Raw genomic sequence first — 21,490 nt, 5'->3', positions numbered from 1 at the left:
TGAATGTGGAGGCGCATGCGGAGGGGACGGGTCCGGAGATCGTGAAGGATCTGGACGGGCGGGTGCCGGACTGGTTCGTGGCGTGTGTGGGGACGGCGGGTTCGTCGACGGGGGTGGCGCGGGTTCTGCGGGAGCATGATCCGGGGGTGCGGGTGCTGGGTCTGGTGGCGGACAAGTCGGATTTCATTCCGGGGATCCGGACGATCGACGAGGTGCGTCAGGTCGGGTTGTTCGATCCGGTGACGTACGACGTGATGGCGTCGGTGACGTCGGGTGAGGCGATCGAGGGGATGGTGACGCTGATCCGGCGGTGCGCGCTGTTGTCGGGGCCGACGGGTGGTGCGGCGTATTTCGGTGCGGTGCGGCAGTTGCGTGAGGTGGACGCGGGGCTGGAGGGGACGGGGCGGCGGGAGAGCGCGGTGTTCATCGTGTGCGACCGCGCGGAGAGCTACCTCAGTTATGTGCGCCAGCGCCGCCCCGAACTGCTGGGCCGGTCGGGCGGGGGACGCGCGTCCTCGGTGCCGAGCGCGGCGGAGGCGAAAGCGGAGGCCCGGACGATCGGTGTCGAGGAGGCCCGGGCATGGGTGACGGCCGGTGACCCCCGCCCTCTCGTGGTCGATCTGCGCGGCCCGCACGCCTACGCGGCGCTGCACATCGAGGGGTCGCTGAACATCGTGGACGAGGTGTTCGAGGAACTCCTGCGGGGCGGGCTGCCGTTCAGCAAGACCACCCCGGTCCTGCTGGCCTGTCCGGTCGGTGAGAAGTCGCTGCGGTACGCGGCGGCGCTGACCCGGCTGGGGCATCCGGACGTGCGGAGCCTGGCGGGCGGGATCGTCGCCTGGCGGGACGCGGGCGCCCCACTGGTACGGGAGTGAGGTCATGGACGGACACACACCTGACGAAGACCGCCTGTGGCAGCGGCGGTTGAGGGAGCAGTTCCCGATCATCACCGCGCATCCGGAACTGGCGTACCTGGACAGCGCGGCGACCGCGCAGAAACCGCAAGCGGTGCTGGACGCCGTGCAGACCTACCTGACCACGTCCAACGCCAACGCGGGCCGGGGCACCTACCCCTGGGCCAACAAGACCACCGAGCTGGTCGAACGGGCCCGGCGGCGCGTCAAGGAGTTCCTCGGCGACCCCCGGCCGGAGCACTCCTCGGTGCACTTCACCAGCGGGACCACCGAGGGACTGCGCACCATCGCCCGGGACTGGCTGGTGCCCCGGCTCACCGACGGCGACGAGATCCTCGTCCCCTTCTCCGATCACCAGGCCAACCTGGAACCCTGGCAGGAGGCCCGGCACCTGCTCGCCGCCCGGGGCGTCGACGTGCGCCTGCGGGCACTGCCGTACCAGGCGGCCTCCGGCGACTACGACCACCGCGCCCTCACCGAGGCCGTCGGCCCCCGGACCCGCTTCGTCGCCGCCACCCACGTCCACCACGTCTACGGCGGCGACATGAACGTCCACCGTCTGCGGGCCGCCGTCGGCCCGGACGTGCCGATCTGTCTCGACGCCGCCCAGAGCGTGGGCCACCTCCCCGTCGACGTCGGCGACCCGGACCTCGACGTCGACTTCGTGGTCTTCTCCGGGCACAAGGTGATGGCGCTGCCCGGCACCGGGGCGGTCTGGGCGCGCAACACCCGCGGCCCCGCCCTGACGCCCGCCGGGTGGGCGGGCACCCCCAACACGGTGGGCATCGTGTCGCTGCTGGCCGCGCTGGACTGGCTCGACGCGGCCGGCGTCGACCGCGTCGCGCGGCACGCCGTCCGCCTGGCCACCCGGCTGACCGACCGGCTGCGGCTGCTGGACGTGTACGAGATCCTCGGCTGCACCGCGAGTCTGGCCGCCGGCTCACCCCTGCCGCAGGAGCAGCGGCGGCAGGGCATCGTCACCTTCCGGCACCGTGACATACCCTCCGACGACCTCGGATTCATCCTCTTCAGCCACGGGTTCATGGTCCGCGCCGACAGCCTCTGCCAGGCGGGCGCGGACGAGAAGAACGGGGTTGTGCGGGTGAGTCTGCACGTGCACAACACGGAGGAGGAGATCGACCGCCTGCTGTCCGTACTCGAGTCGTTGGCGTGAATGGCTACTGATAATCGTTTCCATCTGTAGATTGCGTGGTAGTCGCGACAGATGAGAGACGAAAGAGGTGGCGCGACCAGATGGGCGTGAGCATGGAGACGGCCAGGACGTGGGTGGAGCGCTGGGAGCGGCAGCAGCAGCTGTACGCGGTGGACCGTGAGGAACGGTTCACCGTGATCTCCGACGTCGTCGAGCACATCTGCGCCGGCCGCTCCCGGCCGCTCCTGCTCGACCTGGGCTGCGGGCCGGGCTCCCTGTCCGCCCGGCTCGCCCGCCGGCTGCCGGACGCGGAGATCGTCGCGGTGGACATGGACCCGGTGCTGCTGGAGCTGGGGCGCACCCACCACGCCGACGCCGCGCGGTACGTGGACGCGGTCATCGGCGAGGACGGGTGGACCGACGCCCTGGAGCTGTGCCGCAGTCTGGACGTCGCCGTCTCGACGACGGCCCTGCACTACCTGCCGGAACCCGTCCTGCTGGAGACCTACCGCAGCCTCGGGGCCCTGCTCCGTCCCGGCGGGGCGCTGATCAACGGGGATCACTTCCCGCCGGACGTGCGGTCCTGCTCCGACCTGACCGCCCATGTGGGGCGCTGCCGGGCCGAGCGCGCGGGCGGCCACGGTCAGGAGGACTGGGACTCCTGGTGGAAGGCGGTGGCCGCCGACCCGGAGCTGGCCGATCTGTTCGAGCAGCGGGAGCGGTGCCGTCCGTCGTCCGGCGGGGGCGGCGGCAACCGGCACCTGTCCGTGCGCCGCCACGCCGAACTGCTGCACCAGGCGGGCTTCCGGGACATCACCCCGGTGTGGCAGGTGGGGGACAGCTGTGTGCTGGTGGCGGTCAAGGGGTGAGGAGGGGTGACCCCGGGGGCGGACCGGCGTCCCGGCTCCGCAGGTCCGCGATCAGCCGCGCGGGTCCGGGCCGTCGTTGCGCGCGAGTGCCGCGCGGATCTGCCCGAGCCATTTCCTGCCCAGCCGGCGCCCGTCCGGGAACTGGTCGTCCCGGTCCCAGCGCCAGGCGGTGATCATCGCCAGGACGAGGGTCCGGCACTGGCGCAGCAGGTCCTGATCGGCGCCCGGGTAGTGCTCGCCGGCCGCTTCGGGCGCGTGGGCGAGGTCGAACTCGACGGGACCGCGGCAGCACGTCTCCAGGTCGATGAAGAGCGGCCCGTGCCGCGTGGCGAGCAGGTTGCCCGGGTGCGGCTCGCCGTGCAGCAACTGCTCGGCGCCGCCGTGCTCGCCGATCGTCCGCCTCAGGTTCCGCAGCGTGCGGCCGAGCAGTTCCCGGTCCGGGCCGGCCAGCTCCGGGGTCCGGTCGCGGTCCGCCACGAGTCGTTGCGCCTGCTCGACGCGGTCCGCGAAGTGCGGTGTCGCCACGTCCAGTCCGCGCATGCCGGTGTGCAGCCGCGCCAGCGCGCCGGCGTAGGCGGCCGGTGAGACCTCCGCGGACGGCACGGGTTCGTAGTAGGTCCAGAGCGTGATCACGAAGCCGTCGCGCTCATGGACGCGCGGCTCCACGCGAGGATCGAGGGTGCCCACCGGGCATCCGGACGCCGCGAGCCGCTGGGCGAGGCCGACTTCGAACCGCGCGACCTGATCCGCTCCGGGCGCCACCCGGGCCAGGACGTCGCACGGCAGCAGACGCAGGGTGAGCTTGTTCGAGTCATGGAGAACGACCGCGTCGTCGACCGTCAGGCCGAGCGCCGCGGCCGTCGACCCCGCCGCGGCTGTCGCACGCCGGACCTCTGCTGCACGCATCCTCGCCTGGCCGCCTTTCCTGCGGGTGCCGCCGCGGCTCCCCGAGCGGCGGCCTTCCGGCGACGACTCTACCCACGACCCAACTGACGGTATTGACAATCGTTTTCACTAAAGCTTGTATGGGCAGCGCCCGACGTCATCCCGCAGCCCGAGGGAGAACCGCACGTGACGGACGCCTGGTTGCGTTGCCGAACACCCCGACACAACCCCTCCGCCCGCCTGGTCTGCCTGCCGCACGCCGGCGGCACGGCCGGGCCGTACGCGGCCTGGGGCACTGGCCTCCCCGACGACGTGGAGCTGTCCGCCGTGCAGTACCCGGGGCGGGAGGACCGGTTGTCCGAACCGCCCGCCGACGACCTCCAGGATCTGGTGACCGGCGTCTGCGCGGCGCTGCTGCCCCTGACCGACCGGCCGTTGGTGCTCTTCGGCCACAGCTTCGGCGCCGTCGTCGCCCACGAGACCGCGCGCCGGCTGACCGCCTGGGGCGCCGCCCCCGACCACCTCGTGGTGTCCGGCCGCCGCGCCCCCGCGCTGCCGGCCCGAGGCGACCTGCACACCCGGCCCGACGACGACCTGGTGGCGGAACTGGCCCGGCTCGGCGGCACCCGCGGCGAACTGCTGGCCGACCCGGCCGTCCGCGCCGCCTACCTGCCCGCCGTCCGCGCCGACTTCAGACTCGCGGAGACCTACCACCGCCCCGCCTCCCCGCCGCTGGACTGCCCCGTGACCGCCCTGCTGGGGGAGGCCGACACCGAGGTCGACGAGGCGCAGGCCCGCGCGTGGTCGGCGCACACCACCGGCGCCTTCGCCCTGCGCGCCTTCCCGGGCGGCCACTTCTACTTCACCCCCCGCCGGGAGCCGGTGCTGCGCCTGCTCGCGGACGTCACCCGTACCGCCGCGGCCACCGGCGCCCGCTGTCGACCGGAAAGCGAGAACCTTTCGTGACCCCTCGGGACGCCCTCAGCCCTCGGGACGCCCTCAGCCCTCGGGCCCCTTTCTCCGAACGCAAACTGACCTTCACCGCCGACCCCGTGACCGTCGCCGCCGCCCTCGCCGCGGCCTCCGACGCGCCCCACCTCCTCTACGAGCGGGACGGCTCCGTCGTATGGAGCGAGGGCGAGTCGGCCGTGGTCGAGGCGGACGGCGCGACCGCCCGGCTGCACGGCACGGACGTCGAAGACGCCGAACTGCCGGTCGGCGCACACCCGTTGGCCACCGTCGGTGAACTGCTCCAGCGGCACACCGGCGGCGTCGGATCGGCGCACGGCTGGATCGCCTTCGAGCTCACTCACGCCTACCACGGCGGCGACGCGCCCACCGGCGCCGCTCTCGCCCGCTTCGTGGTCCCGGAACGCGAGATCGAACTGACGTCCGCCGCGGCGGTGCTGCGGGCGGCGGGCCAGGCCGCCCTGGACGAGCTGGAGGAGCTGCTGCGCGCCGCCGTGCGCTCGGCGGGCGTACCGCTCGGCGCGCGCGTCGGCGTCGACCTGGAGGAGCACGCCGACCGGTACCGCGCGGCTGTCGCCGGCACGGTGCGTGCCGTCCGCGCGGGGGAGCTGGACAAGGCCATCGTCTCGCGCAGCGTGTCCGTACCCGTCGAACTCGACCTCCCGGCGACCTATCTGGCCGGCCGGCGCGGGCATCTGCCCGCCCGTTCCTTCCTGTTGCGGCACGGGGGCTGGGAGGCCGCCGGGTTCAGTCCCGAGATCGTGGCCCGGATCGACGCCGACGGCTCCGTCACGGCGCAGCCGCTGGCCGGCACCCGCGCGCTGACCGGCGACCCCGCCGCGGACGCCGCCCGCCGCGCCGAACTGCACCGCGACGCCAAGGAGGTGTACGAGCACGCCGTCTCCGTCCGTCTGGTGCAGGAGGAGATGAACGCGGTGTGCCTGCCGGAGACGGTGCGCACCGAGGAGTTCATGGCCGTGGAGGAACGCGGCAGCGTGCAGCACCTCGCCTCGCGGCTGCGGGGCCGGCTCGCGCCCGGCCGGGACCGGTGGGACGCGCTGGCCGCCCTGTTCCCCGCGGTGACCGCCTCCGGCATACCCAAGCGGAGCGCGCTGGACGCGATCCGCCGTGCCGAGCCCGGCGAACGCGGGCTGTACAGCGGCGCGGTCGTACGGCTGGAGGCCGACGGCACCCTGGACGCGGCCCTCGTGCTGCGCACCGTACTGCGCCGGGGCGGCCGGACCTGGCTGCGGGCGGGTGCCGGTGTCGTGGCGGACTCCGACCCGGAACGGGAGCTGGAGGAGACCCGGGAGAAGCTGCGCGCGGTCAGCGGGCACCTCGTGCCCGCCTCCCGGGCGGGGGTGCCGGGGGCGGGGGCGGGGGCGGGGACGGACATCGGTGCGGGCACGGGCACCGGCACGGACGCGGGCACGGGCACGGGCACAAACACCGGCACGGACGCAGACCCCGGCACCGGTACGGGCACAGACCCCGGTGTCGGTACGGGCACAGACCCCGGGACCGGCACGGACACCGGGACCGGCACGGACGCGGTGGCCGTCGGGGCGCTTTCGTGAGCCGCGCCCGGCGTCCCCTGCGGGTCGTCGTCGCCGGTACCGCCTTCGGCCGGATCTACCTCGACGCCGTCCGCGGCGACCCGGAGGCGTTCACCCTCACCGGCATCCTCGCCAAGGGCGGCGACTACTCCAGGCGGCTGGCCGAGCGGTCGGGAGTGCCGCTGTACACCGACGCCGCGCGGCTTCCCGACGACACCGACGTCCTCTGCGTCGTCGTCCGCTCGGGCGCCACCGGCGGCCCCGGGTCGGACATCGCCCGCACCGCACTGCGCCGCGGCATCCACGTCCTCCAGGAACACCCCGTCCACGCCGGCGAACTCGCCGACAACCTGCGGGCGGCCCGCGACGGCGACGCCGCCTACGCCGTCGGCACCCTCTACCCCGACCTGGCGCCGGTACGCGCGTTCCTGGCCGCCGCCGAGGTGTTGCGCGCCCGAGGGCCGGTCCGGTTCCTCGACGCCGCCTGCAACAGCCAGGTCGCCTACCCTCTGCTCGACGTCCTCGGGCGGGCCGCCGGGACGCTGCGGCCCTGGGCCTTCCGTGCCCAGCCCGGCCCCGACGCCGAACTGGCCGGACTCACCGGACAGCCGCAGCCGTTCCGCACGCTGCACGCCGTGGTCGGCGGTGCCCCCGTCACCCTGCGGGTGCAGAACGAGGTCCACCCGGACGACCCCGACAACCACTCCCACCTGCTGCACCGCGTCTCGCTCGGCACCGACGCCGGCGTCCTCACCCTCGCCGACACCCACGGTCCGGTGCTGTTCAACCCGCGCCTGCACGCGCCCCGCGACACCACCGGGCGCCTGGTCCTCGCCGGGCCCGGCACCGAACGGCTCGCCACCCCCTCCACCGTGGAACTGCACCCGGCCGCCGACAGCTACCACGACGTCTTCGCCCACCTGTGGCCGCGGGCCGTGCTGGCCGCCCTGCACCGGCTGCGCGACGCCGCCGCCGACCCCGCCCTGCGGCCCGCGGCCGGGCAGTGGGCGCTGTCGGTGTCCCGCTGCTGGGCCGACCTGACCGCACAGCTCGGCCTGCCGGAGCTGATCCGGCCCCCCGAACCGCCCGTCGTGCCCTGGACCGACCTGCGGGACGCCGCGGCCTCATCCGTCACCGCCCCCGCAGGAGACCAGGCACGATGACCGACACCCCCGACACCCCCGACACCACCGGAATGACCGGAACCACCGACAGCCCCGCCCGCCGGTGCAGCCACGTGCTCCTGCGCGTGCACGACCTGCGCCGCGCCGTCGCCGACTTCCGCACCGCCGGTTTCGAGGTCGCCTACGCCACCGCCCCCGAGCACAAGGCCCTGCACGCGCACGTCTGGTTCTCCTCCGGACCGGTCATCGAGCTGCTGGCCACGCCGCCCGGGGCCCGCTGGATGCGCCTCCCCGTCGACCTGCGCTTCGGCCGGGGCGCGGGCGAGCGCATGGTCCGCTGGGCCCGCCAGGACGAGGGCTTCTGCGACCTCGCCCTGCTGGTCGAAGACGCCCGGCTGGAGGGTCTCGCCCGGCAGGTGCCCTGCGGGCGCGTGGTGCGCTGGACCCGCAAGCGCCCCGACGGCGCCGAGACCCGGTTCGCCTTCTCCTACCCGAGGTCCGGCCGTCTCCCCTTCCTCGTCACCCCCTACGACCCGCCCCAGCACCCGGCCGCCGTGCACCACCCCAACGGCGCCACCGCCCTGACCGAGGTCGTCCTCGGGGTCCGCCCCGCCGACCTGCCCGCCGTACGGCGCCTGGCCGGTGACGCGCCCGGCCTCCGCCTGGAGGAGGCGCCGGTGACCGCCGTACGCGCCGTCCACCTCGCCGGACTGACCGCACCGCCCGACCCGGCCCTGCTGCACGGCGCCGTGCTGCTCCCGGCCGACACCGCACCCGTACCGCCCACCACACACGGCAAGGGGTCCTCCACGTCATGACCGCACCCACCACCGCGGCCGGCCTCATCGACGAACTCACCGCACTCGGCGTCGAGTTGTGGAGCGAGGACGGACAGATACGGTTCCGGGCGCCGCAGGGCGTCCTCACCGAGGAACGCCGGGCCGCCCTGCGGCACCACAAGGAGCGGGTCGTCGCCCTGCTCGACGCGGAGGACGCCGCCCGCACGGTCACCGCCGACCCCGCCGCCGCCCACGAGCCGTTCCCGCTCACCGACGTGCAGAGCGCCTACCTGCTGGGCCGGCGGGACCCGTTCGGGCTCGGCGGCGTCGCCTGCCACGGCTACCTGGAGATCCACTACCCGAGCCTCGACCCCGCCGCGCTGGAGGACGCCTGGAACGCGCTGATCGCCCGGCACGCCATGCTGCGCGCGGTCGTCCACGAGGACGGCTACCAGCGGGTCCTCGCCGAGGTGCCGCGCTGCCGGGTCGCCGTCACCGACCTGCGCGACGACCCGGCGGGCCGGGAACGGCACCTGGAGTCGGTCCGGGCGGACCTGGGACACCGTACGTACGACACCACCCGCTGGCCCCTGTTCGAACTGCGGGTGACCCGGCTGCCCGACGGCGACGTCCTGCACTTCTCGCTCGACTCCCTCATCGCCGACTGGGCCAGCGCCGCCGTCCTCCTCGACGAACTGGACAGCCTGCTCGCCTCGCCCGACCCCACCGACACCTCGTCCCTGCCGCGGGCCGCGATCTCCTTCCGCGACTACGTGCTGGCCGAACGCGCCCTCAAGGACACCGCCCGCCACCGCCGCGACCGCGACTACTGGCGCTCCCGGCTGGCGTCCCTGCCGCCCGCCCCCGACCTGCCCCTGGTCAGCGCGCCGGACGGCGGAGCACCCCGCTTCGCACGGCTCTCCCACCGCCTGCCCGCGCCGGCCTGGGAGCGGCTGCGCGGACAGGCGGCGGCCCGCGGACTGACCCCCACCACCGCCGTCCTCGCCGCCTATGTGTCGGTCCTGGAGCGCTGGAGCCGCCGCACCTCCTTCACCGTCAACCTGACGCTGCTCAACCGCATGCCGCTGCACCCCGACGTCGACCGCCTGGTCGGCGACTTCACCTCCGTCACCCTGCTCGCCGTCGAGGCACAGCCCGGGGCGGCGCCGGCCGAGCGGGCGAAGCGGCTGGGCGAGCGGCTCTTCACCGACCTCGACCACCGCCTGTACTCGGGCGTGGAGGTCATCCGCGACCTCACCCGGGCCCGCGGCCGGGAGGCGGCCCTGATGCCGTACGTCTTCACCAGCTCGCTCGGGCTCGGCCCCGGTTCGTCGGAGCGCAGCGGCCGCAGGCTGGGCCTGGGCATCACCCAGACCCCGCAGGTCTTCCTGGACTGCCAGGTCGGCGACGGCTCCGGGGACCTGGAGGTCAACTGGGACATCCGGCAGGGCGTGCTGCCCGACGGGATGGCCGAGGACATGCTCGCCGCCTTCGGCGCGCTGCTGGACGTCCTGGCCGACGACCCGGACGCCTGGGACCGCCCGAACCTCGTCGCCCTGCCCGCCTGGCAGGAGCGGGAGCGCCGGGCCGTCAACGACACGGCGGGGCCGCTGCCCGAGGGCCTGCTGCACGAGGGTTTCTTCGCCCGCGCCGCCCGCACCCCCGACGCCCCCGCCCTGCTGGGCGACTTCGGCACGGTCACCTACGGCGAACTCGCCCGCCGCGCCGGGGCCGTGGCCGACGCGCTGAGGGCGGCGGGCCGCACCGGCGGCGACCGGATCGCCGTCGTCATGGACAAGGGACCCGAGCAGGCCGCCGCCGTGCTCGGCGTGCTGCTCGCCGGCTGCGTGTACGTGCCCGTCGACACCACGCAGCCCGCGCTGCGCCGCGCCCGGCTGCTGACCTCCGCCGGGGTCCGGCAGGTCCTCACCCAGTCCTGGGTCGAGGACGGCGAGGGACGCCCCGAGGGCGTGGACCGCGTCGACGTCGACCGGTTGATACCCCTCGCGTCCATACCTGTACCGGAGGCCGGCGATCCCGGCGCACCGGCGTACGTCATCTACACCTCCGGCTCCACCGGCGACCCCAAGGGCGTCGTCACCTCCCACCGCGCCGCCCTCAACACCGTCGACGACGTCAACGAGCGGTTCGGCGTCACCGGCACCGACCGGGTGCTCCAGCTCGCCCTGCTCGGCTTCGACCTGTCGGTGTACGACGTCTTCGGCGCCCTCGCCACCGGCGCCGCCCTCGTCCTGCCCGACCCGGCGCGCGGCGCCGACCCCTCCCACTGGGCGGACCTCGTCGCCCGGCACGGCGTCACCCTGTGGAACTCCGTCCCCGCCCAGCTCCACATGCTCGCCGACTACCTGACCACCGAGCCCGCCGACCTGGGCTCGCTGCGCCTCGCGCTGCTCTCCGGCGACTGGATCCCGGTGACGCTCCCCGGCCGCCTGCGCGAGCTGCTGCCCGGCCTGTCGCTGATGTCCCTGGGCGGCGCCACGGAGGCGGCGATCTGGTCCATCCACCACCCGGTCACCGAGGCGGACGACGGACGCACCAGCATCCCGTACGGCGTCCCGCTGCGGAACCAGGGCTTCCGGGTGTTGGACGAGGACGGCCGCGACTGCCCGGTCTGGGTGCCCGGCGAACTGTGCATCACCGGGGAGGGGCTGGCCCTCGGCTACCTCGACGACCCGGACCTCACCGCCCGCCGCTTCCCCGGCCACCCCCACGACGGACAGCGGCTGTACCGCACCGGGGACGTGGGCCGGTATCTGCCCGGCGGGGAGATCGAGTTCCTCGGCCGGGAGGACAACCAGGTCAAGATCCGCGGTCACCGCATCGAACTCGGCGAGGTCGAGGCCGCCCTGCTGGCCCACCCGGCCGTCGGTGCCGCCGCGGCCGTGGCGAGCGACGACGACGGCGACCGGATGCTGCTCGGCTTCGTCGAACCGGCCCCGCGCACCGCGCCGGACGAGACGGCCCGGGACGCCCGGCTGCGCACCGCCGCCCAGCGCCACGCCGACCGGCTCCTGCCCGACGCCGGCCCCGAGCGCACCGCAGCCCACCACCGGGCCCTGCACCGGGCGGCCCTGCTGACCATGCTGCACGCCCTGCGCCGCCGCGGCGCGCTCACCGGAGCCGAAACCGGAGCCGGAGCCGGAGCCGAAGCCGGAGCCGGAGCCGGAGCCGAAGCCGGAGCCGCCGCCCCCGCTGTCGCCCGGAGCGCGGACGAGATACTGGACGCCGCCCGGGTGGCCCCCCGCCACCGCTGGCTGGTGCGCCACTGGCTGACGGCACTGGCGGAGGCGGGGCTGCTGGAGCGGGACGAGGCGGGCCGCTACCGCGCCGGGGAGGCGGCCGACGATCCGGACACCGCCTGGGACGAGGCCGCCCGCGGGATCGCCGACGGCCTGTGCACGGAGGACTACCTCGCCTACCACCGCGCGCACACCGACCGCCTCGACGACCTGCTCGACGACCGCGTCAACCCCTTCGACCTGCTCTTCCCCGAGGGCGACGACGCCCCCGCCCGAGCCGTCTACCGCGACGACGCCCTCTCCCGGCACCTCAACGCCGCCGTCGCCGCCGTGGTCCACCGCCGCGCGGCCGAGCACGACGGCCTGGGCCCGCTGCGCGTCCTGGAACTCGGCGCCGGTACCGGCGCGACCACCGAGTCGGTCCTGCCGTTGCTCGACGGCTTCGACGTCGACTACCTGTTCACCGACGTCAGCCCGTCCTTCCTGCCCCGCGCCCGCGCCGCGTTCCAGGGACAGGGCCTGCGCTTCGGCGTGGTGGACATCGACCGCGACCCGCTCCCGCAGGGCCTGCCGCCCAACTCCGCCGACCTCGTGCTCTGCGCGGGCGTGCTCAACAGCGCCCGGGACAGCGCCCGCGCTGTGCGCACCGCAGTCGAACTCCTCGCCCCGGGCGGGCTGCTGGTGGTGACCGAACCGGTCGGCGCCCACCCGCACATCCTGCTCACCCAGGGTTTCATGATGGAACCGGCCGACGGCGACCGCGAGGCCGGCGCCTGCCCGCTGCTCGACGAGGACGGCTGGCGCGAGTTGTTCGACCGCGCCGGGGCGGAGCCGGTCCTCACTCTGCCCGGCCCCGGACACGCCCTCGACGCCGCCGGGCACCGGCTGTTCGTGCTGCGCGCCAAGGCGGACCGGACGCCGCTGCGGCCCCAGGAGCTGGCCGCGTTCGTCGCCGAGCGGCTGCCCGCCGCCATGGTGCCCGGCCACCTCCAGGTCGTCGACGCGCTGCCCATGACCGCCAACGGCAAGATCGACCGGCGCGCCCTGGCCGCCCGGCGGCCCGGCGAACTGGCCGGCGCGGAAGCGGCCGTCACGGACGGGGACGCCGGGCTGGAGGAGCGGCTGTGCGCCCTGTGGGCCACCGCCCTCGGCATCACCGCCCTCGCACCCGAGGACAACTTCTACGACCACGGCGCCGACTCCCTGATCCTCGCCCGGGTCGCGGGCCGGCTGCGCGAAGAGGTGCCGGAGGCGGCGGAGTTCACCTACGACGCCCTGCTGCGGCAGATGCTCAACGAGCCCACCGTACGGGCCCTGGCCCGCGCCCTGCGCACGACGGCGGCACCCGCCGCAGCCGACGCCGGGGCCCGCGACACCAGCGGCAACGCCCTGCTCGTGCCGTTCGGCGGCGCTCCGCACCCCGACGGCACCGTGCGCGTCATGTTCCACGCGGCGCTGGGCACCCTGGACTACTTCCAGCACCTCGGCCGCGCCCTGGCCGCCCAGGACCTCGGCCCGGTGCTCGGCGTGGCCGTCGCCGACGCCGAGGTGTACACCGCGACCCCGCCCGATCGCCTGGTGGCCACCGTCGCCGACCGGTACGCCCAGCGCCTCGCCGACGAGGGCCACACCCGCTTCCAGTTGATCGGCTACTGCCTCGGCGGACTGCTCGCCACCGAGGTCGCCCGCCGGCTGACCGAACGCGGGCTGCGGGTGGACGACCTCACCCTGGTCGACAGCATCCCGATGTTCCTGGACACCGACGAGGAACTCGCCTACGAGTCCATCTTCGTGCCCAACCTCGGCCTGGACCCCGTACCGGCCGTCTTCGGACCGGACGTCGCCGACCAGGACGTCTACCGGGCGGTGGAACTGCTCACCGAACGCGGCGGCGGACGCATCCCGGCCGGCGCGCTCGCCGCCCTGGACGAGACCGACGGGGCCGACGAGGGCCTGGCCGCGGTGGCCGCCGCCGCCCGCCGGGCCGCCGCCCGCCCCCAGGAGGAACGGCTCGCCGCGTACGCCCGCGCCGCCGAGGACAACGCCCAGGTGCCCGTCGACGCCGAACTGGTCCCGGCCCTGTTCCGCACCTGCCGGCACAGCATGAAGGCCGCCCACCTCCAACTGGAGCCCTACGCGGGCGACATGACGTTCCTGCGCGCCGCCGAGCAGCAGTCGTTCGGCGTCACCGGCGGCGTCGGCCACCTGGCCGAGCCGTTCTGGGCCGAGACCTGCCTGGGCCGGTTCACCGTCACCGACGTACCCGGCAACCACTTCAGCGTCATCGAGCCACCGCACGTCCATACCGTCGCCGAACACCTGGCGGCCCCGCTGCGGCCGTCGGGCCCGGACACCGAGCCGGGGCCCGACACCGAGCCGCGCCGGGACGCCGAGGGAGACACCCCCCGATGACCACGACCACCACGACGACCACGACCGCCGCCGAGGCCGCGACCGCGCCCGAGCGCCCGGCCCCCGCCCCGCCGGCCACCGCCGGCGCCCTGCGCGAACTGCGCCGCCCCGTCGCCTGGATGACCCGGCTCGGCATCGTGCTGGGCGCCCTCGGCGCCGTCACGAACCTGGTGCCCTTCGTCGGCATCGCCGAGATCGGCCGGGCGCTGCTCGCCGACGGCCCGCTGGACCGCGACCGGGTGGTCACCGCGGCCGTCGTCGTCGCCGTCACCCTCGTCGCCGGCTGGAGCTGCAACGGCGCCGCCCTGTGGATCACCCACCTCGCCGACGGCCGGCTCCAGGCCGACCTGCGCCGCCGTATGGTCGCCAAACTCGGCCGCGTCCCGCTCGGCTGGTACTCGGCCACCACCTCCGGGCAGGTCCGCAAGGCCGCCCAGGAGGACATCGACGACCTGCACCACCTCGTCGCCCACCACGACGTCGAACTCGCCGGTGCCGTCGCCCTGCCGCTGGCCGGGCTCGGCTACCTGCTGTGGGTGGACTGGCGGCTCGCCCTGCTGGCCCTCGCCACCCTGCCGGTCTACTTCACGGCGTACGCGTTCATGATGCGCGGCTTCGCGGAGAAGATGGTCGCGCTGGACACCGCGTTCGGCCGGGTCAGCGCGGCGGTCGTCGAGTTCGTGCACGGCATCGGCGTCGTCAAGGTGTTCGGCGGCACCCGCCGCGCCCACGCCGGGTACCGGGAGGCCGTGCACGCCTACGGCGACCAGTACGCGGGCTGGGTCCGGCCGGTGCTGAAACTGGAGGCGTACACCTCCATGGCGCTGTCCGTGCCGGTGATCTCCGTGGTCGGGCTGGCCGGCGGCATCTGGTTCACGCACGAGGGGTGGGTCGGGCCGGCCGACGTCCTCGCCGAGGTCCTCGTCGCCGCCGTGCTGCCCACCACCCTGCTCACCCTCAACCAGGGCCTGACCGCGCAGCGCAAGGCGGTGGCCGCCGCCGGACGCATCACCGCGCTCCTGGACGTCCCCGAACTCCCCGTCACCGACCGGCCCCAGCGCCCCGACGGCAACGACGTCACCTTCGAGGGCGTCGTCTTCGGCTACGACCCCGAGCGCCCCGTCCTGCACGGCGTCGACCTCACCTGCCGGGCCGGCACCGTCACCGCCCTGGTCGGCGGCTCCGGCGCGGGCAAGTCCACGCTCGCCGCCCTCGTCCCCAGGTTCCACGACGCGGACGCCGGCGCGGTCCGCATCGGCGGCACCGACGTCCGCGACATCGCGCCCGAGGAGCTGTACCGGCACGTCGGCTTCGTCCTCCAGGACGTACAGCTGCTGCACGGCACGGTCGCCGACAACCTGCGCCTGGGCCGGCCCGACGCCACCGACGACGACCTCGTCGCCGCCGCGACCGCAGCCCGTATCCACGACCGCGTCACCCGGCTGCCGCGCGGCTACGACAGCGTCGTCGGCGAGGACGCCCGGTTCTCCGGCGGCGAGGCCCAGCGCCTCACCATCGCCCGCGCCCTGCTCGCCGACACCCCCGTCCTCGTCCTCGACGAGGCCACCGCCTACGCCGACCCCGAGTCCGAGGCGGAGATCCAGGACGCCCTGTCCACCCTGGTCCGGGGCCGCACCGTCCTCGTCGTCGCGCACCGCCTGTCCACCATCACCGGCGCCGACCGGATCGCCGTACTCGACGCGGGCCGCGTCGTCGAGCAGGGCACCCACACCGAACTGCTCGCCGCCGACGGGCGCTACGCCCGGATGTGGGCGGCGCACCGCCCCGACGGGGCGCTCACCGAGGAGGCCGACCGATGATCCGCCACCTGGCCACCGTCCTGGGGCCCGGCCACCGGGGCGCCCTGCGCCGCTTCCTGGCCTGGCTGATCGCCTACGCGGTCCTCGAAGGCGTCGCCATGGCCTTCCTGGTACCCGTGCTGCGGTCGGTCTTCGACGGCGACACCACCGGCGCCTGGCAGGGCCTCGCGGTCCTCGCGGTGCTGGTCGTCGCCACCTGCGTCGCCCGCTACCAGCAGGCCATGCGGGGCTTCGCCCTGGCCGTCGTCACCCTCACCACCCTGCACGACCGGCTCGGCGACCACCTGGTGCGGCTGCCGCTGGGCTGGTTCACCTCCGAGAAGGTCGGCCGGGTCGCGCGCTCCGCCACCACCGGCACCTTCACCGTCACCAACGTCTTCGCCCACCTGCTCACCCCCGTGGTCAGCGGCGTCGTCACCCCCGCCACCGTCGTCGTCGCCATGCTCGTCCTGGACTGGCGCCTCGGCCTGGTCCTGCTGTGCTGCGCGCCACTGCTGTACGCCACCCACCGCTGGTCGGCGGGGTGGATCGGCCGCAGCGAGGAACAGCGGGAGTCCGCCGACGCGCTCGCCGGCAACCGGGTGGTGGAGTTCGCCCGCGCCCAGAAGACCCTGCGCGCCTTCGGCCGCGACCGGCAGGGCTACGCCCCGCTGGAGGCGGCGGTGGAGGAACGCAGCCGGGCGGGCGGCCGGATGCTCGCCGAGACCATGCCCCGGCTGCTGGCCAACGGCCTCGCCGTGCAGCTCTGCTTCGCCGCCCTGGTCGCGACCGGCGTGGCCCTCGCCCTGAACGACGCCGTGGAGCCCGCCGCCCTGGTCGCGCTCCTCGCGCTGGCCGCCCGCTTCGTCGGCCCGCTCTCCGAGGCGGCCGGCATGAGCGGCATGCTGCGCATGGCCGGCAACGACCTCGGCCGGCTCGCCGCCCTGCTGGACGAGCCGCCCCTGCCCGACACCGCGGACCGCGCCGACCTCGACCGCCCCGGTGAGATCGTCTTCGAGAACGTCACCTTCGGCTACGAGGACGCCGGCCGGCCGGTCCTACGGGACGTCTCCCTGCGGGTGCCGCCGCGCACCATGACCGCGGTGGTCGGCCCGTCCGGCGCCGGCAAGACCACCCTGGTCCGGCTCATCGCCCGCTTCTTCGACACGGACGCCGGCTCGGTCCGGGTCGGCGGCGCCGATGTGCGCGGGATGCCGGTGGAGCAGCTGATGGCCCAGGTCTCCCTGGTCCAGCAGGACGTGTACCTCTTCGACGACACCCTGGAGGGCAACATCCGCGTCGGCCGGCCCGGCGCCACCGACGACGAGGTCCGCGAGGCGGTCCGGATCGCCGGCGTCGACGAGATCGTCGAGCGGCTGCCGGACGGCCTCGCCACCCGCGTCGGCGAGGGCGGCACCGCCCTGTCCGGCGGCGAACGCCAGCGCGTCTCCGTCGCCCGCGCCGTCCTCAAACGCGCCCCCGTCGTCCTCCTCGACGAGGCCACCGCCGCCCTCGACCCGGAGAACGAGAAGTACGTCCAGCGGGCCCTGCGCACCCTGATGCGGGACTCCACCCTGATCGTCATCGCCCACCAGCTCTCCACCGTGGTGGCCGCCGACCAGATCCTCGTCCTGGACGAGGGCCGCGTCGCCGAACGCGGCACCCACGAGGAACTCCTCGCCGCCGACGGCCTGTACGCCCGCTTCTGGGAACGGCGCCGCCGCAGCAGGGGCTGGCGGCTGGTGCCGGAGAACGCCACGGACGCCAGGGACGCCAGGGACGCCAGGGACGCCAGGGACGCCGCGGACGCCGCGGACGCCGCGGACGCCGCGGAGGTGACCCGGTGATCGGGGTGATCGGCGGTTACGGGGACGTGGGCCGCCACGTCGTCCTGGCCCTGCGCCGGGCGGGCCGGCCGGTGCGCGTCGGCGGCCGGTCGGCGACCGCCGCGGCGGAGTTCCTCGCCCGTCACCTGCCGGGTGACGAGGCGGTGGAACACCGGACGGTGGACGTCCGCGACGGCGACGACGTGACGGCGTTCGCCGAGGGGCTGAGTGTCCTGGTCAACTGCGCGGGCCCGTCCCACCTCACCGGTTCCGTCGCCGCCGACGCCGCCTTCCGGGCGGGCGTCGACTATGTGGACGCCGCCGGGGACGACGCGCTGCACGCGCTCCTGGACGACGGCCGCTACCGGCGCGCGGGCCGCACCGCCGTGCTCTCCGCGGGGCTGCGCCCCGGCCTGACCGGGCTGTTCCCCAGGGCCGTCGCCCGCTGGGCGGGGCTCGCCGGGGCCGCCCGGCCGGACACGGCCACCGTCCGCACCCGCGTACTGGACCTCTTCACCACCACCTCCGCCCTGGAGTACCTGCACGGTGCCTCCACCCCGGGTGCCGGCCCTCTGGCGGCCTGGCGGGACGGAGCACCCCGGGCACGCGCACTGACCCGCCGTACCGTCACCGACCTGCCCTTCTTCCCGGGCGCCGGCGCCGAGCTGCCGCAGCTGTCCGCCGAGGACGCGCGGACCGCGCGGGCCCTCGGCGTCCGCGACGGCGACTGGCTGACCCTGGTCCGGGGCGACCACGTCCTCGCCGCCTTCGACCGGGTGCACGTCCTGCCGCACGACGAGGCGGCACGGCGCCTGTGCCGGGCCGCCGCGCTGGACCTCGCCGGACACCGCCCCTCGGTCACCCTGGCCGTGACCCTCACGGCCGACGGTGCCCCGCGCACCGCGGTCCTGCACGGCACCGGCAACGCCCCGCTGAGCGGCGCCGTCGCCGCCCACACGGCGCTGAGCGTGCTGCGCGGCGACCTGCCGCCCGGACGGCACTTCGCCGCCGAGGTCCTCGACCCGGAGGCGGCCGTCACCGCCCTCACCCGCACCCCGGCGGGCCCCTGCGCGCGGGTCGACGTACTGCCGGACGGCGTGGACCCGTTCGCGCCGGACGCGGTGGCGGAGGTGGGTGCCCTGTGACCGGCACGCTCTCCGCGCCCACCGGCGCGGGCGCCGAACTCCGGCTCCGCCGCGACCTGCACCACCTGGACGGCATCAGCCGCACCGCCATGACCGCCGTACTCCACCCCGTACTGCCCGCCACCGCGGACGCCCTGGCCGCCGCCCTCCCCGTGGCGCCACGGCACCGCACCCTTCTCGACCGGTGGCTCACCGCGCTCACCGCGGCCGGCGCGCTCCGCCGCGACGCGCACGGCGTCTTCCACGCCACGGGCCCGGCCGACACCCCCGCCCTGCACGAACTGCCCTCCCGCTACGAGCGGTTGGGCTTCCCTCCGGAGATGGCCCGCCTGCACCGCGCCGCCCTGGAGCGGCTGCCCGACCTGCTCGCCGACCGGGTCGCCCTCACCGACCTGCTGCCCGAGGACACCGACGTGGTGGCCTCGCTCGGGGCCTACCAGCGCAACGCCTTCACCGGACGGCTGCACGCCCGGTGCGCGGAGCTGGTGGCCGAGGCGGTGGCCCGGCACGCGCCCGGCCGGGTGCGGGTGGTGGAGCTGGGCGGCGGCTCGGGCGCCACCACGGAGGCGCTGCGCGGCCTGGACACCGACCACACGTTCACCGACGTCAGCCCCCTCTACACCACTGCCGCCGCCGAACGGTTCGGGGTCGCCACCGCCCTGCTCGACGTGGACGCCGACTTCACCGCCCAGGGCTTCCCGGCGGGCGGCGCCGATGTCGTCGTCGCCGCCAACGTCCTGCACAACGCCACCGACATACCGGCCGCGCTGCGCCGTGTCCGGCGGCTGCTCGCGCCCGGCGGCACGCTGCTGCTGGTGGACTCGGCGGGGGACTGCGACACCGTCCTGACCTCCATGCAGTTCCTGCTCTCCCCGCCGGCCTCGTCCCCGCACGCCGCCGACCCGCACGGCCGGTTCACCGACCGCCGGGCCGGCACCGCCACCGTCTTCCCGGCGGCGGGGGAGTGGGAGGAGGACCTGACGGCGGCCGGTTTCGACGTCCGCGCCCGCCACCCGGACGACACCGCCGGGCCCGCCCCGGCCGGACAGTACCTGTGGCACGCCACCGTCCCCGGGGCCGCCGCCGTCGACACGGCGGAGCTGCGCCGCCTCCTCGACGGCCGGGACGGGGAACCGGTGTGCACGGCCGACGGCACGGACCTCGACGCGGCGGCCGTCCTCGCCGCCGTCGCCGGGGACCGTCCGGGCGGCTCAGGGAGCCCCCTGCCGGACGAGGCGGCCCGGTTCTGCGCGGACCTGGCCCAGGCCCTGACCGCCGTACGGCCGCGGCCCGCACCCGACCCGGGGCCGCCGCCGCACGTCCTCGTGCTGACCGGCGATCCGGCGGGCGCGGCGGCGGCGCTCGACGCCTGGGCCCGGCGCGGCCGGGTCACGGCGGTCCCGCCGGACACCGCGCCGGCCCGTCTGCTCGCCGCCCTGGAACGGGCGGAGGCCACCGAGGCGGTGCTCCCACTGGCGCTGGCGCGCGCCCTGCCCGCGACGCCCGCCGCCGCGCTGACCGACCTGTCCGCCCTGACCCGCGTGAGCTGCCCGGAACCGGGCGTCACGGCGGCGGACGTCACGGCTTGGGCGGAGCTGGGCCCCCGCCTGGAGAGGGCCCCCGGCTTGGCGGCCACCGCTCCCCGCACCCGCGTGGATTCCCCGGCCGTGGCCGCCGACGCGGCCCCGCGCGGACTCGACGCAGCCGCCCGAGCCGACTTGGCCCTGCGCGGACTCGACGTACCCGCCTGCATCGACGCGGCCCACGAGGTGGCCCGGGCCGCCCTGCTCAGCATGCTGCACACCCTCCACCGGGCCGGCTGCCTGACCGGGCCCGGGACACACACCCCGGAGGAGATCGCGGCGGCGGTGCGCCCGGCCCCCGAGCACCGGCGGCTCCTGGACCGCTGGCTGACCGTGCTGACCGAGGAGCACCTGCTCGACCGCTCCCCGTCGGGCGCCCTGACCCCCACGGTGCCACCGGACACGTACACCGACCTCGACACGGTGTGGCGACCCGCCCTGCGCGGCTGGCGGGCCGCCCACGGCTCCGACGCCACCGTCGCCTACGCCCGCCGCTCGGCCGGGGAACTCCTCGCCCTGATGCGGGCCGAACGGTCGGCGGCCGCCCTGCTCTTCCCGCGCGGCGAGACGGACACCGCACGCTCGCTGTACCGGGAGAGCGCCACCGCCCGCTACCAGCACCACGCCGCCTCCGCGCTGGTCGCGGACCAGCTGCGGGGCACCCCGCGCGGCCGGGTCCTGGAGGCGGGCGGCGGGACGGCGACCACCACCGAGGTGGTCCTGCCGGAACTGGAACGGCTGCCGGGCACGTCCGTGGAGTACCTGTTCACCGACGTCTCCCCGTTCTTCCTCGACCACGCCCGCGCCCGCTTCGGCGACCGGCTGCGCTACGGCCTGCTGGACGTCGACCGCGACCCCGGGGAGCAGGGGCACGCGGCCGGTTCCTTCGACGTGGTGGTGGCCGGCGGCGTCCTCAACGCGGCCGTCGACACCGACGCCTCCGTACGGGGACTGGCCCGCCTGCTGGTGCCCGGCGGGCTGCTGGTGCTCACCGAGCCGACCCGGGAGGAGTACTGGGTGCTGGCCTCCCAGGGCTTCCTGCTGGCCGCCCCGCGGGACGCCCGCGCGGTCACCGGGGCCAGCTTCCTCACCCACCCCCAGTGGCGGGCCGTCCTCGACGGCGCCGGCCTGCTGCCCGTCGCCGACCTGCCCGCCGAGGGACACCCCCTCCACCCGCTGGGCCACCGGGTGTTCGCCGCCCGGCGCCCCTGACCCG

13 protein-coding genes are annotated in these 21,490 nt (G+C 75.5%); 12 read left to right on the top strand and 1 reads right to left on the bottom strand.

Going from position 1 to position 21,490, the window contains the following annotated elements; genetic code table 11:
• The 3 genes from ACIQR3_RS18760 to ACIQR3_RS18750 all read left to right on the top strand — a co-directional run.
• Positions 1-875 (top strand): pyridoxal-phosphate dependent enzyme (locus ACIQR3_RS18760; protein WP_403540035.1); only part of this gene is annotated, 875 nt, incomplete at its 5' end.
• 4 nt (positions 876-879) lie between these two features.
• Positions 880-2,088, top strand: coding sequence for an aminotransferase class V-fold PLP-dependent enzyme (locus ACIQR3_RS18755; protein WP_403540032.1), 1,209 nt, complete (start codon positions 880-882; stop codon positions 2,086-2,088).
• 80 nt (positions 2,089-2,168) lie between these two features.
• Complete coding sequence (locus ACIQR3_RS18750) at positions 2,169-2,936, top strand: class I SAM-dependent methyltransferase (RefSeq protein ID WP_403540030.1); 768 nt, start codon at positions 2,169-2,171, stop codon at positions 2,934-2,936.
• Between the two features lie 51 nt (positions 2,937-2,987).
• On the opposite strand, the gene ACIQR3_RS18745 is transcribed toward ACIQR3_RS18750, so the two are convergent.
• The gene (locus ACIQR3_RS18745) at positions 2,988-3,842 is read right to left on the bottom strand and encodes a phosphotransferase (RefSeq protein ID WP_403540028.1); all 855 of its coding nucleotides are present in this window, start codon (positions 3,840-3,842) and stop codon (positions 2,988-2,990) included.
• A 165-nt stretch (positions 3,843-4,007) separates the two neighbouring features.
• Here ACIQR3_RS18745 and ACIQR3_RS18740 point away from each other — a divergent pair, with 165 nt between their 5' ends.
• Genes ACIQR3_RS18740 through ACIQR3_RS18700 form a run of 9 tightly spaced genes read left to right on the top strand, consistent with a single transcriptional unit; the run spans position 4,008 to position 21,486 of the window.
• Positions 4,008-4,787, top strand: coding sequence for a thioesterase II family protein (locus ACIQR3_RS18740; RefSeq protein ID WP_403540026.1), 780 nt, complete (start codon positions 4,008-4,010; stop codon positions 4,785-4,787).
• Positions 4,784-6,367, top strand: a complete 1,584-nt coding sequence (locus tag ACIQR3_RS18735) for a salicylate synthase (protein ID WP_403540025.1) — start codon at positions 4,784-4,786, stop codon at positions 6,365-6,367. The genes ACIQR3_RS18740 and ACIQR3_RS18735 overlap by 4 nt, the downstream gene beginning before the upstream one ends.
• Positions 6,364-7,509 carry a Gfo/Idh/MocA family oxidoreductase gene (locus ACIQR3_RS18730; RefSeq protein ID WP_403540022.1) on the top strand — a complete coding sequence of 382 codons (1,146 nt, stop codon included), beginning with the start codon at positions 6,364-6,366 and terminating at the stop codon, positions 7,507-7,509. Before ACIQR3_RS18735 ends, ACIQR3_RS18730 begins: the two co-directional genes overlap by 4 nt.
• The gene (locus ACIQR3_RS18725; RefSeq protein ID WP_403540019.1) at positions 7,506-8,288 is read left to right on the top strand and encodes a VOC family protein; all 783 of its coding nucleotides are present in this window, start codon (positions 7,506-7,508) and stop codon (positions 8,286-8,288) included. The genes ACIQR3_RS18730 and ACIQR3_RS18725 overlap by 4 nt, the downstream gene beginning before the upstream one ends.
• Positions 8,285-13,921 carry an amino acid adenylation domain-containing protein gene (locus ACIQR3_RS18720; RefSeq protein ID WP_403540016.1) on the top strand — a complete coding sequence of 1,879 codons (5,637 nt, stop codon included), beginning with the start codon at positions 8,285-8,287 and terminating at the stop codon, positions 13,919-13,921. Before ACIQR3_RS18725 ends, ACIQR3_RS18720 begins: the two co-directional genes overlap by 4 nt.
• Positions 13,918-15,741 carry an ABC transporter ATP-binding protein gene (locus ACIQR3_RS18715; protein WP_403540014.1) on the top strand — a complete coding sequence of 608 codons (1,824 nt, stop codon included), beginning with the start codon at positions 13,918-13,920 and terminating at the stop codon, positions 15,739-15,741. The genes ACIQR3_RS18720 and ACIQR3_RS18715 overlap by 4 nt, the downstream gene beginning before the upstream one ends.
• Positions 15,738-17,567 (top strand): ABC transporter ATP-binding protein, encoded by a 1,830-nt coding sequence (locus ACIQR3_RS18710; protein WP_403540012.1) that lies wholly within the window; start codon positions 15,738-15,740, stop codon positions 17,565-17,567. Before ACIQR3_RS18715 ends, ACIQR3_RS18710 begins: the two co-directional genes overlap by 4 nt.
• Positions 17,564-18,691, top strand: coding sequence for a saccharopine dehydrogenase NADP-binding domain-containing protein (locus tag ACIQR3_RS18705; RefSeq protein ID WP_403540009.1), 1,128 nt, complete (start codon positions 17,564-17,566; stop codon positions 18,689-18,691). The genes ACIQR3_RS18710 and ACIQR3_RS18705 overlap by 4 nt, the downstream gene beginning before the upstream one ends.
• The gene (locus tag ACIQR3_RS18700) at positions 18,688-21,486 is read left to right on the top strand and encodes a methyltransferase (RefSeq protein WP_403540007.1); all 2,799 of its coding nucleotides are present in this window, start codon (positions 18,688-18,690) and stop codon (positions 21,484-21,486) included. The genes ACIQR3_RS18705 and ACIQR3_RS18700 overlap by 4 nt, the downstream gene beginning before the upstream one ends.
• The last annotated feature ends 4 nt before the right edge of the window (positions 21,487-21,490 follow it).

The sequence above is a fragment of the Streptomyces sp. NPDC090994 genome (assembly GCF_044768905.1).
Taxonomy (GTDB): Bacteria; Actinomycetota; Actinomycetes; order Streptomycetales; family Streptomycetaceae; genus Streptomyces.
This window is presented reverse-complemented; position numbering and strand designations above follow the sequence as displayed.